The sequence below is a fragment of the Shewanella sp. 0m-6 genome, assembly GCF_052977325.1.
Genome location: NZ_JBRIMD010000013.1, coordinates 65,390 through 79,277 on the forward strand (window position 1 = coordinate 65,390; position 13,888 = coordinate 79,277).

General features: G+C 45.4%; 15 protein-coding genes. 6 read left to right on the forward strand and 9 right to left on the reverse strand.

The window, feature by feature from the left end; all coding sequences use genetic code 11:
- Nucleotides 1-154 precede the first annotated feature (154 nt).
- The 5 genes from mpl to ACVBJC_RS11690 all read left to right on the forward strand — a co-directional run bounded on the left by mpl (nucleotide 155) and on the right by ACVBJC_RS11690 (nucleotide 4,605).
- A complete protein-coding gene (mpl, locus tag ACVBJC_RS11670) occupies nucleotides 155-1,549 on the forward strand; it encodes a UDP-N-acetylmuramate:L-alanyl-gamma-D-glutamyl-meso-diaminopimelate ligase (protein ID WP_447160933.1) in 1,395 nt (464 codons plus the stop codon).
- On the forward strand, nucleotides 1,546-2,199 hold the full coding sequence (locus tag ACVBJC_RS11675) for a flavin prenyltransferase UbiX (RefSeq protein ID WP_447160934.1): 654 nt from the start codon (nucleotides 1,546-1,548) through the stop codon (nucleotides 2,197-2,199). Before mpl ends, ACVBJC_RS11675 begins: the two co-directional genes overlap by 4 nt.
- A 7-nt stretch (nucleotides 2,200-2,206) precedes the next feature.
- Nucleotides 2,207-2,740, forward strand: a complete 534-nt coding sequence (hpt, locus tag ACVBJC_RS11680) for a hypoxanthine phosphoribosyltransferase (RefSeq protein WP_447160935.1) — start codon at nucleotides 2,207-2,209, stop codon at nucleotides 2,738-2,740.
- A gap of 147 nt (nucleotides 2,741-2,887) precedes the next feature.
- Nucleotides 2,888-3,832 carry an ABC transporter ATP-binding protein gene (locus ACVBJC_RS11685; protein WP_447160936.1) on the forward strand — a complete coding sequence of 315 codons (945 nt, stop codon included), beginning with the start codon at nucleotides 2,888-2,890 and terminating at the stop codon, nucleotides 3,830-3,832.
- 2 nt (nucleotides 3,833-3,834) lie between these two features.
- Complete coding sequence (locus ACVBJC_RS11690) at nucleotides 3,835-4,605, forward strand: ABC transporter permease (protein WP_447160982.1); 771 nt, start codon at nucleotides 3,835-3,837, stop codon at nucleotides 4,603-4,605.
- 128 nt (nucleotides 4,606-4,733) lie between these two features.
- On the opposite strand, the gene ACVBJC_RS11695 is transcribed toward ACVBJC_RS11690, so the two are convergent.
- The 9 genes from ACVBJC_RS11695 to sfsA form a co-directional block, all read right to left on the reverse strand.
- Nucleotides 4,734-5,072 (reverse strand): DUF4144 family protein, encoded by a 339-nt coding sequence (locus ACVBJC_RS11695; protein WP_447160937.1) that lies wholly within the window; start codon nucleotides 5,070-5,072, stop codon nucleotides 4,734-4,736.
- 85 nt (nucleotides 5,073-5,157) lie between these two features.
- On the reverse strand, nucleotides 5,158-5,664 hold the full coding sequence (locus tag ACVBJC_RS11700; protein WP_447160938.1) for a DUF4124 domain-containing protein: 507 nt from the start codon (nucleotides 5,662-5,664) through the stop codon (nucleotides 5,158-5,160).
- A gap of 489 nt (nucleotides 5,665-6,153) precedes the next feature.
- Entirely contained in the window at nucleotides 6,154-7,005 is an 852-nt protein-coding gene (gene panC / locus ACVBJC_RS11705; RefSeq protein WP_447160939.1) for a pantoate--beta-alanine ligase, read from the reverse strand.
- Nucleotides 7,006-7,069: 64 nt separating this feature from the next.
- Nucleotides 7,070-7,864, reverse strand: a complete 795-nt coding sequence (gene panB / locus ACVBJC_RS11710) for a 3-methyl-2-oxobutanoate hydroxymethyltransferase (protein ID WP_447160940.1) — start codon at nucleotides 7,862-7,864, stop codon at nucleotides 7,070-7,072.
- A gap of 135 nt (nucleotides 7,865-7,999) precedes the next feature.
- Nucleotides 8,000-8,494, reverse strand: coding sequence for a 2-amino-4-hydroxy-6-hydroxymethyldihydropteridine diphosphokinase (gene folK / locus ACVBJC_RS11715; protein WP_447160941.1), 495 nt, complete (start codon nucleotides 8,492-8,494; stop codon nucleotides 8,000-8,002).
- The gene (pcnB, locus tag ACVBJC_RS11720) at nucleotides 8,494-9,798 is read right to left on the reverse strand and encodes a polynucleotide adenylyltransferase PcnB (RefSeq protein WP_447160942.1); all 1,305 of its coding nucleotides are present in this window, start codon (nucleotides 9,796-9,798) and stop codon (nucleotides 8,494-8,496) included. The genes folK and pcnB overlap by 1 nt, the downstream gene beginning before the upstream one ends.
- A gap of 180 nt (nucleotides 9,799-9,978) precedes the next feature.
- Nucleotides 9,979-10,857: a tRNA glutamyl-Q(34) synthetase GluQRS gene (gene gluQRS / locus ACVBJC_RS11725; protein ID WP_447160943.1), complete on the reverse strand. Its 879-nt coding sequence runs from the start codon at nucleotides 10,855-10,857 to the stop codon at nucleotides 9,979-9,981.
- Nucleotides 10,858-10,911: 54 nt separating this feature from the next.
- Nucleotides 10,912-11,355, reverse strand: a complete 444-nt coding sequence (dksA, locus tag ACVBJC_RS11730; RefSeq protein WP_248998233.1) for an RNA polymerase-binding protein DksA — start codon at nucleotides 11,353-11,355, stop codon at nucleotides 10,912-10,914.
- A 159-nt stretch (nucleotides 11,356-11,514) separates the two neighbouring features.
- A complete protein-coding gene (gene sfsA / locus ACVBJC_RS11735; RefSeq protein ID WP_447160944.1) occupies nucleotides 11,515-12,219 on the reverse strand; it encodes a DNA/RNA nuclease SfsA in 705 nt (234 codons plus the stop codon).
- A 302-nt stretch (nucleotides 12,220-12,521) separates the two neighbouring features.
- Between sfsA and pepB the strand changes: the two genes are divergently transcribed.
- A complete protein-coding gene (gene pepB / locus ACVBJC_RS11740; RefSeq protein ID WP_447160945.1) occupies nucleotides 12,522-13,799 on the forward strand; it encodes an aminopeptidase PepB in 1,278 nt (425 codons plus the stop codon).
- Nucleotides 13,800-13,888: the final 89 nt, after the last annotated feature.

The window sequence follows — 13,888 nt, forward strand, 5'->3', positions numbered from 1 at the left end:
GAAATCACGGCACTAATCTGGTGTAAATAGTTTAAATGAGCTATGCCGCGCTAAGGCCGAGTGTGACTCAACAGATTTAAACGCGAGTTAACTGCCAAACTGGCACGCAATTGGGTAGAATGAGGCAGATTTTTCATTCATCAGAGTGACTGGTATGCACGTACATATTTTAGGGATTTGTGGCACTTTCATGGGCGGTCTAGCGTTATTGGCTAGAGCAGAAGGGCACAAAGTCACCGGCAGTGATGCCAATGTTTATCCGCCAATGAGCACGCAACTTGAAGAGCAAGGCATTGAGCTTATCCAAGGCTTCGATCCATCTCAGCTCGGTAGCAGTGAAGATGACGCGCCTGATTTGGTGGTGATTGGTAATGCGATGAGCCGAGGTAACCCTTGTGTTGAAGCGGTATTAAATCGTGGCCTTAAGTACACCTCAGGTCCACAGTTTTTAGCTGAGCATATTTTGCCTCAGCGCTGGGTGCTAGCGGTATCAGGCACTCACGGTAAAACCTCAACCTCAAGCATGCTCGCATGGATTTTGGAAGATTGTGGCTATGAGCCTGGGTTCTTGATTGGCGGCGTACCGCAAAACTTTGGGGTGTCAGCCCGTCTTGGTGGTTCACCTTTCTTTGTGGTAGAAGCTGATGAATACGACAGCGCGTTTTTCGATAAGCGTTCTAAGTTTGTACATTATCAGCCTCGCACCTTAGTGATTAACAACTTAGAGTTTGATCACGCTGATATTTTTGATGATTTAAAAGCGATCCAGCGTCAGTTTAATCACGTAATACGCACCGTGCCGGGCGAAGGCAAAGTTATATGGCCTGCCGATGCGGCGAGCGTGCAACAAGTGATAGATATGGGCTGCTGGAGCGAGCAAGAGACTTATCATCTTGCACAAAGCTCACAGGGTTGGTATGCGGTAAATTTGACCGAAGATGGTCATAAGTTTGAAGTCTTCTTCGATGGTGAATCACAAGGTGTGCTCGATTGGCAATTAATCGGCCAGCACAATATTGAGAATGCCGTTATGGCGATGGCAGCAGCAAGACATGTGGGCGTTAAACCTGAGGCTGCCATTGCTGCATTAACTCAGTTTGCACCGCCTAAGCGTCGTATGGAGCTGCTTGATACGGTTAATGGGATTGAAGTCTATGATGACTTTGCCCATCACCCAACAGCGATTACGACTTCACTTAATGGCATGCGTGCGCGTGTAGGCGACGCTAAAGTCACAGTAATTTTAGAGCCGCGCTCGAACACCATGAAAAGCGGCGTACATAAAGATACCTTGGCTAACTCATTAGCGTTAGCGAGTAATGCTTATCTGTATCAAGCTGGCAATATCGACTGGGATGTGAGTTCTGCAATGCGCTCTGCTTCAATTCCGGTCGAGATCTTATTCGATATTGATGAGATTGTTGATAAGGTCGCAGCACAAGCGACTAGCACTGATACTATTATTGTAATGAGTAATGGTGGTTTCGGTGGCTTACATCAAAAGCTGCTTACTAAGCTTCGCAGCAAACAGGTAAATAATGAGTCATGACTTCAACATACCGTAAAGCAGAAAAGTCGATCAGCCTGGCGTGGACCGGTGCATCTGGTGCACCTTACGGACTGAGACTGCTCGAGATCTTATTGAAAAGTGATTATCAGGTGTTCTTGATGATCTCTTCTGCCGCTAGGGTAGTATTGGCTACAGAGCAAGGCTTGCAGCTGAGCGCTAATGGCGATAAAGCCAAGATGCAGCTACTGGCGCAGTTTGGTGACGTCGGCGGTGAGCTGATTGTACTTGGCAAAGAGGAGTGGTTTTCGCCGCCTGCATCGGGTTCTGCCGCACCTAAGCAGATGGTTATCTGCCCTTGTAGCACAGGTACGTTAGCGGCCGTTGCCACAGGTATGAGTAATAATTTGCTTGAAAGAGCTGCCGATGTAGTAATTAAAGAGCGTGGTCAATTAATCGTTGTTCCGCGAGAAACTCCGTTTAGTGCCATACACTTAGAACATATGTTGTCACTTTCAAAGCTCGGTGTGACCATTATGCCCGCGGCGCCAGGCTTTTATCATAATCCCAAATCGGTTGAAGATCTGGTAGACTTCATGGTCGCCCGAATTCTTGACCATTTGGGCGTTAACCATGCACTAACGAATCGTTGGGGTTATGACAAACATAACGTTAGCGACATCGACTACTGAGAGTTTTATGAAACACACCACTGAAGTGATGATCACTGCTGAAGAGATCAATCAAAAATTGGATATTTTGGCTGAGCAGATCAATGCTCATTATGCTGATAGCGACCGTCTATTGATGGTAGGTTTGTTGAAAGGTTCTGTTGTTTTTATGGCAGATCTTTGCAGACGTATTAAAGGTCATGTTGAAATCGATTTTATGTCGGTATCAAGCTACGGTAATGAGATGAGTAGCAGCCGCGACGTAAAAATCCTTAAAGACGTACAGTCTGAAATTCAGGGGCGTGATGTACTGATCGTTGAAGATCTCATTGATTCAGGCAATACCTTGAACAAGGTGCGCGAAATGCTGATGCTACGTGAGCCAAAGAGCCTAGCCCTTTGTACGTTGCTTGATAAGCCTGAACGCCGCGAAGTAGATGTACCAGTTGATTTCATTGGATTTACTATCCCTGACGAGTTTATCGTTGGTTATGGTATCGACTATGCAGAGCAGTACCGTAACCTGCCTTACATCGCTAAAGTTGTCCCGTTAGAGGACTAACTAGGTATCAATTACGTAACAAAATAGGCATTGGAATTAGGCTGTGATTGCATACTGATTTGAGTGCTCATTTTGAGACGTAATTACCTTATCGACTCCCGCAATCGCGGGAGTTTTTATATATCTTTCAAATGGATTGAAATAACCATGGCAAATTCAGAAGCCGCCCTCGTTATCGACTCTCTTAAAAAAACCTACAAAGGCGGAGTAGAAGCGGTTAAAGGGATCAGCTTAACGGTAAATAAAGGTGATTTTTTTGCACTTTTAGGACCCAATGGCGCAGGAAAATCGACCACGATAGGCGTGATTAGCTCACTGGTACAAAAGAGCGCGGGTAAAGTCTCTGTGTTCGAGCACGACATCGATAAAGAGTTAGAACTGGCTAAGCTGTGTATTGGATTAGTGCCGCAAGAGTTCAATTTCAATCAATTTGAGACAGTACTGCAAATCGTGGTTAACCAGGCTGGCTATTACGGCGTAAAACGCGATGTAGCACTGGCTAGAGCCGAAAAATATCTAAGTCAGCTCGATTTGTGGGAAAAGCGCAATAGCGCTGCCCGTGAGCTTTCAGGCGGTATGAAGCGACGCTTAATGATAGCTCGCGCATTGATGCATGAGCCTAAGCTGCTTATCCTCGATGAGCCAACCGCAGGGGTGGATATTGAGTTACGCCGCTCAATGTGGACCTTCCTAACTGAGCTCAACGCCCAGGGCGTGACGATCATTCTTACTACGCATTATTTAGAAGAAGCAGAAATGCTATGTCGTAATATCGGCATTATCGACAAAGGTGTGCTGGTGGAATGCACTAGCATGAAGTCGCTGCTTAGTCGCCTAAATATGGAAACCTTCATTCTCGATTTAAGAGACGATTTGAGCATAGAGCCTCAGCTTGTCGGCGTCGAATGCCGTCTTAGCGATAGCCATACATTGGAAGTTGATGTGGCTAAAGAGCAGGGCTTAAATAGCGTATTTGTGCAACTCAGCGAGTTAGGTATTCAGGTATTATCGATGCGTAACAAGGCGAACCGTCTAGAAGAGCTGTTTGTTGAGTTAGTTGAAAAGGGTAAAAATAGCGGAGATGTGAAATGAATATGAATGCGCTGTATTTCACGGCTTTTAAAAGTATTTTAACCAAAGAGATTAACCGCTTCACCCGTATTTGGGTACAAACGCTAGTACCGCCAGCTATTTCTATGACGCTGTATTTCTTAATTTTCGGTAATCTTGTCGGTAAGCGGATCGGTGATATGGGCGGGGTGTCCTATATGGAGTTTATCGCGCCAGGCCTTATCATGATGGCGGTGATCACCAGTTCATATTCTAATGTGGCCTCATCATTTTTCAGCGCTAAGTTTCAGCGAAACCTGGAAGAGTTAATTGTTGCGCCAGTGCCTCATTATGTGATTATCGCCGGTTATGTCGGCGGCGGTGTTGCCCGTGGCTTATGCGTGGGCGCTATTGTCACCATGGTGGCGATGTTCTTTGTGGATATCACCATTCATCATGCAGGTTTAGTGGTCGTGACTGTGTTGCTGACGTCGATACTGTTTTCCTTGGGCGGCTTAATCAATGCGGTCTTTGCGAAGAGTTACGATGATATCAGTATTGTACCCACCTTCGTTTTAACGCCTTTGACCTACTTAGGCGGCGTGTTTTACTCGTTGTCACTGCTACCAGATTTCTGGCAAGGCGTGTCGGCACTTAATCCTGTTGTGTACATGATCAACGTATTTCGCTATGGCTTCTTGGGATACGCAGATATGAGCATCCCCTTATCTGTAGCTGTGATGGTGGGGTTCTGTGTTGGTTTGTGGAGTGTGGCTTACTACTTGATCTCTCGCGGCATTGGCCTTAGAAGTTGATCAGCGCTGAGCGCTTACAGCATCTCAATTGGTATAATAGCAATTGAGATGCTGATTGAAAAAACGCCAACAGTTTTGCTGTTGGCGTTTTTGTTTCTGTTGGTATTAGTATTGATCTTTGTATTGGCTTATTGATGCTCGATAAACGCGATAATCTCAAACAATGACCTTATATCCTTAGCACTGAGTTTACTGGTGCAGCAGTGTCCTGCTTGGCTAGCATGCAGACGTGTCCATTGGAGCAGGGTCTCAAAATCGATTTGAGGTGAACACAAATGCAAACATGGCGTGTGATGACTCTTATCTAGCTGATAGCTTTTGCCATCACTATCGATAAAGATGGCGTTGTGAAGCTCAGCGAGCATGCTTGTCTGCTCTGCATAGTCATCTATAGAGTCAAGGTAGAAAAGCTCGTCTTGCTGCTTTTGTTTTAACAAAATAGGCCAATTAAGGGATTGGATATCCATTTGAAAAGTCTCCTTGTCGTCGACTCGGGCGGCCATTAAAAGATGTTGTTTAAATATGTAGGTAAGAGATGATAGCAATCACTGCTTAGTTTGCTGCAGTGGTTTCTTGTTCTATCAATGATTTTCTATCACTAAGCAGGGTAATGGCATCAGCGTTAACTTGCACGAGTTGGTCGAAGTGTAGATTCATCTCTTTGAGTGATGCTACATATTCAGGATCATTAAGTGGTTTCTTCTGCCAATAACGGTCACGTTCAAGTTTTTGCAATTCGCTGGCTCTGAGTATTTCGTAATAGCTGTTTTCTTGGCGTAGGCGATACACTTCGCTATCAAGTAGTTGAAGTAAGCGTTTTTTAGAGATGGTTTTTTTGTTAAGTAAGGCTTGTAGCGGATCTTGCACTTTGGTGCGTTTATCTGAATCGGTTTCAGTGGTGATCCCTAGCTGATACTCGATTTTATGCTGACGGAATTCTTTTGGACACGACTGCTGACTAAAAACGATTTTGTCGTTTTTTATGCACTTAAAAATACTATTGGCCTGTGCAGAAGCAGTAAGAATCAGGCAAATTAAAGTGAAAATTACTCTCGCCATCCGGCTAACTATCCTTATTGACCGTCGATAACAGTACTTAGTCGATATCAGTAAATCTATGTTGATTTAGCGTGCAGGTTGTTTTTGATTAACAATAGTACTTAAAAATTAACAACGTGCGTACTATGGCTTAAGTTGACTGAAAACACCAGTTTTTTGACACTAAAAAATTGCACTTTAAAAGTATCGATAACTCCTATATAGCAGGCAGGGATGAGTTATTAACTTGATGATTTTTGGAGCTATTGCTTGATGGTTCTTTAATCTAGTGATTGGTGCTGTAACTGTGGAGAATGGCCATTTTTGGCAAGCTCTGCTGATGTTTGTGCAATAAAAAACGGCTCAAAACTAAGTTGTGAACCGTTAAATTGCACAGCATCAAAATGCTTATGGGCCGATACTTAAATTAGCACTTAAATCTAGCACTTAAACGCAAGTACTGGAACTTAAGCACTGAACGCAAGTACTGCAAGCACAGATAGATAAATGTTAGTTCGCCAAATTGACGACGAGATTGTCAATCAATCGTGTCGAGCCCATATAGGCAGCAACCAGAATGACCAATTCGCTATCATCCGCAGTCGCGCTAGCAAAAGTATTGGCATTTCGTACATCAAGGTAATCGTTTTTAAAGCCTACCTCGGTTAACTCGGCTTGCGCCTGTGCTATAACATCTTTAATTGCTAAGCCAGCAGTGAGCGCCGTGGCCATCTTGTCTAAGCTGCGCTTAATCTGTGATGCCTGAGCTTTTTGCTCCTCGCTTAGGTAACCGTTGCGCGAGCTCATGGCAAGGCCAGAAGCTTCACGTATGGTATCAACGCCGACAACCTCAATCGGCATAGAGAGGTCTTCAACCATAGTGCGGATCACTAATAACTGCTGAAAGTCTTTTTGTCCGAATACCGCAATATCGGGCTGTACTATGTTAAATAGCTTGCAGACGATAGTTGCCACACCTCTAAAGTGACCAGGGCGGCTAGCGCCACAAAGCTGCTCTGAAATACTCGGTACTTCAACATAGGTTTGTGCATCCACTCCTTTTGGATAGATGATGGCTGGCGTTGGGGTGAACAGCAGTTCGGCTCCCGCTGCCGTCAATGCGGCTTGGTCGTTGGCCAAGGTTCTTGGGTAGGCATCTAAATCTTCGTTTTGACCAAATTGCATCGGATTGACAAAGATAGAGGCAACGACATGGTCGGCACGGGTTTTAGCTTCTTTGACTAAGGTGATATGGCCTAAGTGCAAGTTACCCATAGTGGGGACAAATGCAACGGTTTCACCTTTTTGACGCCATGCTTTGATTTGCGCACGGATATCTGAAATAGATTGAGTCGTGATCATGGTTTTACTGCTCTAACACTCAATTTGAAAATGCGCTCCCAGTGGATGGACTAGGAGCAGATAATTAGTTAAAGGTATGCTCTTCGCCAGGAAAAGCGCCTTGAGCCACTTCGTCAATATAAGCACGAACAGCTGCGCGGATCTCACCGGTCTGCTTGAGGTAGTTTTTAGAAAAACGGGGAATATAGCCGCTAGAGATCCCAAGTACATCGTGCATAACTAAGATCTGGCCATCGGTGTCTTTACCTGCACCAATACCAATCACCGGAATAGTAAGTGCTTGAGTAATCGCTTTTGCTAACGGTGCTGGAATACATTCTACAACCAACAACTGTGCGCCTGCGGATTCTAAGGCTTTAGCCTCATCAAGAATACGCTGGGCATTATCGGCGTCACGACCCTGTACTTTGAAGCCACCAAAAACATGAACTGATTGCGGCGTTAGTCCTAAATGAGCACAGACTGGAATGCCGCGCTCAGTCAGCATCGCGACACTTTCTAGCAGCCACTTACCGCCCTCAACCTTAACCATGCTAGCGCCAGCTTGCATCAGCGTTGTGGCATTAATCATGGTTTGTTCAGGCGTGGCATAGCTCATAAATGGCATATCAGCGATCAGCAGTGAACGCTCAATACCACGACGTACACAACGAGTATGGTAGGCAATATCGTCAACCGTTACTGGCAGGGTGTCGCTATGTCCTTGTAGTACCATTCCCATTGAATCACCGACTAATAACACGTCAATACCTTCACTATCGAACGCGCTAGCAAAGCTGGCATCATAGGCCGTTAATGCAGTGAATTTCTTACCTTCTTGCTTAAAGGTACGCAGTGTAGAACTTGTAATTTTGGACATAATGGTAATTTTAAAACCCAATTTGTGAGGTTGTTATATGCCAATAAAGGCTCAACTTCAATGATCTCGGTGTCGAATATTTATTTAAACAGATGCTCGCCATACTAGCAGAAATCAACATTGACTGAATGTCTGTTATTTCACAGTTGACGCTTGTGCCAATACTAACTCTGCTTTTAATGACTTATTGATAAGACTCGATAGCGGCGTATTATCTGGCAAGATGAGCTCTGGGGCGATATCGCTCAGAGGTACCAGTACAAAGCTGCGTTCACGCATGCCATAGTGGGGCACCACTAGGCGAGGAATATCGATGTGTTGATCGTCATAGAGTAACAAGTCGAGGTCGAGTGTTCTTGGTCCCCAGCGAAGTGCGCGTAAACGGCCTTGCTGGTTTTCAATATGTTGCAATGCATCGAGGAGTTCAATAGGAGGCAAGCGGGTGTGAAATCCAGCAACAGCATTAACGTAATCAGGCTGCTCGACATCTCCCATAGGGGCTGAGCGATAGTAGGGAGAAATGACAAGAGAGCCCGGACTTGCCAAACTCAATAATGCTTCACAAGCACTATTGAGCTGGCTAATCGGATCGGCTAAGTTTGCGCCTAATGCAATATATACTTGAGCCATTATTCTGCAGAATTTGGCGCCGGTTTTGTACCAGGCTTGCGGCGTCGGCGTTGATTAGAATTACGGTTACGGCCGCCTTTATTGGCTGAGCGAGCAATCACATTGCGCTGATCTTCATTGCCTTCGACAAAGCTCTTCCACCAAGCAGCATTTTTAGCGGTAAGGCCGCCTTCAGCATTGCCACGTAGCAAGAGTAGATCGTAAGCGGCCCTAAACTTAGGGTGCTCCATAAATCGATAAGCTTTGGTGCCCTTGTTACGCTCGAATCTAAGTTGTAACTGCCAAATGTCTTTGGTTACAGTGCTAAAGCGGCGCGGAATACTAATCGAGCGGCATTGCTGCTCCATAATATCACCCATAGCTGCAGTGTATGCATCATAGGTTGATAGGCCACTTTCTACTGCAATATCATCGGCACGCTGGCTCAATGGATACCAAAGCAGTGCTGCATAGAAAAATGCTGGGGTAACCGGTTTATCCTGGGCGACCCGCTCATCAGTACTTTGCATCATCTCTTGCATTAACTTAGCGGTTTCACCGTTTGGATATTCTTTTAGCAGTGTTTCTACTAATGGGAATAACGGTTCGAAAAGGCCAAATTCACGCATCATATTAAAGTTTTGCAGCGCTTTTCCGGCGAAAAACATCTTCAGTACTTCTTCATACATGCGGGCAGCTGGAATATCTTTAAGCAAACCCGCTAAACCTTTAATCGGTTCTGCGGCTTTCGCTTCAATAGTCATATCCAGTTTAGTGGCGAAACGCACTGCACGTAGCATACGCACAGGGTCTTCACGATAGCGCGTCTCAGGATCGCCAATTAAGCGAATAGTACGAGACTCTAAATCTTGTAATCCACCGCCGTAGCTGTGAATAGAGAAATCGCTGATATCGTAATACAGGGCGTTGACGGTAAAATCACGACGCTCGGCATCTTCATCAATACTGCCATAGACATTGTCGCGTAATAGACGACCCGACTCATTAGTCTTTGAGATTTTTTCACCGCTATCAACGTGATGGCCACGTAAGGTCGCAACTTCAATGACATCGCGTCCAAAAACGATATGCGCGAGACGGAAGCGACGGCCAACTAGTCGGCAGTTACGGAATAAGCGTTTAATTTCTTCAGGGGTGGCATTGGTAACAACGTCGAAGTCTTTTGGTTGCAAGCCCAATAAAATATCGCGTACACCACCGCCTACCAAGTAAGCTTTAAAGCCTGACTTGTGCAGTCTATAGAGTACTTTGATCGCATTGTCACTGATCTGTTTGCGAGAAATAGCGTGCGCATTTCTAGACACGACCTCTAAACTAAGACCTGTCTGTGTGTGTTCTTCAGCTTTTGGACTATCTTCAAATAGCTGTTTACAGAATTGGCTAATACGGCGAAAAATGGGACACCTCTGATTTGGATCTTAATTTGGGTAAAAACAAGTGCGCTATGATAACTCAATTAAAGCTTAATGAGTATACGATTGATCTCACGTATCAAGCAGTATTTCCGATTGTTTTGGCACCTTGGCCAAATCAAACTGACTCACGGCCTGTTCAATCATCTTACTTACGTGAGACTCCATAGTCACCGGACGTTGGCCTAGAAAAGCTAAGGCCGCGTTAATACTGGCTTGCGGGTGTAAATTATCGATCGCAGCAGCATGATTTTGCTTAGACAGTTTTCTGCCTTTTTCTGCACAGGCTAACGGCAAGTGTAGCCATTTGGGCACCGGTGCTTTTAGGATCTGATATAAGCTTTCTTGACGACAAGTCGGCTCCAGCAGATCACATCCTCTTACCACCTCAGTAATTTGCTGATGAATATCATCGAGCACGACTGCGAGCTGATAAGCATATAATCCATCGCTACGCTTGATAATAAAGTCTTCACTAGCAAAGCCTTTATCAACTGACACTCGCCCCATATGCTGGTCGACAAAATGCTCGATTGCGTACGGATTACGTACTCGAATCGCGCCTTGTGTCAGAGGCTGTAATAACGTGCCACATCGGCTGTCGTAACTACCGCCCATGCTTTGGATCTGTTTGCGTGTGCATTGACAATAATAAGCTTGATTATCAGCAAGTAACTGCTCAATTTTAGCTTGGTATGCATCAAGGCGTTGACTCTGATAGAGCACGCTGTCATCCCACTCTAAGCCATAGGCTTCAAGGGTTTTCAAAATAGCACTGCTTGCGCCTAAGATTTCACGTGGTGGGTCGATATCTTCGATACGAACCAGCCATTTTCCGCCTTGCGAGCGGGCACGCAAAAAACTGCCGAGGGCAGCGATTAATGAACCAAAATGAAGAGGACCAGATGGGGACGGCGCAAAACGGCCTATATAGGGAGTCGTATTAATCATGTGCTGATAATAAAACGAAAGAGCGGAGCCTAAGCTCCGCACTTCAGACAGAAATTAACCTGCCATTTGCTTTTCTTTGATTTCAGCAAGCGTTTTACAGTCGATACACTGATCGGCTGTTGGACGAGCTTCTAATCGACGAATACCGATTTCGATACCGCAAGATTCACAGAAGCCAAAATCATCTTCTTCAATCTTTTGCATTGTCTTTTCGATCTTCTTAATAAGCTTACGCTCTCTATCTCGAGCACGTAATTCTAAGCTGAACTCTTCTTCCTGAGCTGCACGGTCGACAGGGTCTGGGAAATTCGCAGCTTCGTCTTGCATGTGATTAAGAGTGCGATCGACTTCTTCACGCAATTGGTTACGCCATGCTTCAAGAATCTTCTTAAAGTGACCCAATTGAGCCTCGTTCATGTACTCCTCACCTGGTTTTTCCTGGTAAGGATCTACACCTGCGATAGCGAGCACGCCAAGTTTTCTAGTGCCTTGAGGCATAACGCATCTCCTGTTAATCATTTGCGTTGTAGGGCGTCATTTAATAACGGCCGCTATCTATACCAGAAAGCTTTATACTAGGCAAATAATTTGTGTTAATCGGGGTCTATTCTTTGACTATGTCCGCTATTACGGACAATTTCAACCCTATATTTTGAATTAAAGCCTAACTGGACAGGATTTAACCAAACGTGTCTCTATAGGCGATGAGTCGGCTTTATAGGCGATTATCTCTACACCTTTTAAATGAGCCTCGCTAAGTAGTGCGGCATAATCTGGGTCAATATGCGCCGCAGCTTGCACACTATTTATACCCGAATGCTGAACAACAAATAGTAATACGGCTCGTTGACCTTGCTGGACCATTTCCATCAGTTCTCGCAAGTGTTTTTGCCCACGTGTAGTGACAGCATCTGGAAAGTAACCTTGCCCCTCTTCTAATAAAGTACAACTTTTGACTTCTATATAGCAGTTAGCTTTATCAGCATCTTCGAGCAGAATATCGATACGACTATTCTCGCTACCATATTTTACTTCTCGGCGTAGTGAGCCATAACCTTGCAGTTCGCTGATAACGCCGTTGTTAATCGCTTCTTCTGCGAGAGCATTAGCGCGGCCAGTGTTAATGCCAATCATATGGCCTTCAGGTGTTTCGGCTAGCTCCCAAGTACGGCTATATTTTCGCTTAGGATTGTCAGACACGGAGAACCACACCTTTTCACCTACAAATAAACAGTTTCTCATCGAGCCAGTGTTGGGGCAGTGAATTGTCACCTCTTCACCATTATCAAGGGTAATGTCGGTTAGAAAGCGTTTGTAACGTTGGATGAGTACGCCACTTTCGAAGCTAGGGATAAATTGCATAAGGCTTCTTTATATGAATGATTTTGCGATAGGTTAACAGAGTTTTGGTTAAAGTTGGCGGTGGATGGCGAAGGCTTTGTATCAGTGGTTTTGTAGCTGTGGTTCTACAGCAGTCATTTTGTATTAAGGGCTTTAACCTGTCTTTAAATAGTTCCACTACTATAGCTGCGCAGTTTGAAGCGCTGCCTTTAGAAATAGATAAGGATCCAGTAGACTGCTTGCACTAAAAATAGGCTGGTTGTCGAAAACTCAGGCTACATAGCTACAGTCTTGGCAACATAGATTCATATAAAGGACCTAGAATGATAGATTTAATGAAAGTCACCCTAACTCACGAAGCTGCTGCAGCCCATTGGGGCAGAGCAGATGTTACCTTTCAAGGCGACGTTGCCTGTATTCATTTGATTGAGGGCGACGCCCTGCTTCATGTTCAGCAAGCCGCACGCAAACTCGAACTGCAAGGGGTCACTCAAGTGGCACTGACAGGCGCTCTATGGACGTTAGATCTGCAGTGGGCATTTGCCCAAGGCTTTGCTACCGCAATGACAACACCTGTTATTCACTGGACTGGCGATGATGCCACTCAGGCATTGCTGACTAGTCGCCTAGAAAGCGCCACTTTTGCGCGTCAGTTGATCAACGAAACACCTGAAAATCTCTCTCCCGTTGTTCTGGCAACGCAGGCGGCAAAGTGGCTCAGTGCTATCGGTGGCGACAAGGTGAGCTATCGCATTATTGAAGGCGAAGAGCTATTAGAGAAAAAGTGGATTGGTATTCATGCTGTAGGTCGCGGCAGTGATCGCCCCCCAGCATTACTAGAGTTAGACTTCAACCCATTAACTGATGACGCGCCAGTCTCTGTTGCACTAGTGGGTAAAGGCATCACCTTTGACTCAGGCGGTTATAGCATTAAAGGCTCAGAAGGCATGCTGGGTATGAAATGTGACATGGGCGGCGCGGCAACGGTGACCGCAGCCTTAGGTCTTGCGATGAAATCTGGCCTTAATAAGCGCGTTAAGCTGTTTTTATGCTGCGCGGAAAACTTGATTAGTGGCCATGCTTATAAGCTAGGTGACATTTTAAAATACAAAAATGGCGTAACAGTTGAAGTGGTGAATACCGATGCTGAAGGTCGTCTAGTGTTAGCTGATGGTTTACAAGCTGCATCAGAAACCGGTGCGCCACTGATTATTGATGCTGCGACACTGACAGGCGCTGCTGTGATGGCGGTTGGCACTAACTATAATGCGATTTTCTCGCCAAAGGCTGAAGTGCTGGCGCTTGCACAGCAAAAGGCACTGGCTGTGGGTGAGCGTGTTTGGCCATTGCCACTGGATCCTTGGCATAAAGACAATTGCCCTAGCCCATACGCAGACACGGCAAACAGTCGCCCAATGAAAGGCGGCGGAGCAGGCGGTGCATCAAATGCAGCGGGGTTCCTATGGCGCTTTGTTTCGCCACAAGCTAATTGGTTGCACATTGATTTAGCCTCGGCGTTTTCTGATGCGGGTGATCACCTTTGGTCTCCGGGCGCGACGACCCATGGGGTGTTGACTATCGCGGGTTTACTTGAAGACTAATTTGTAAGGCTGTGATCATTGCTAAAATGAGTGGTTTAAATGTGCCATTAAGATGATTGATTAAGATTTAACGATTTTTAAGATTACAA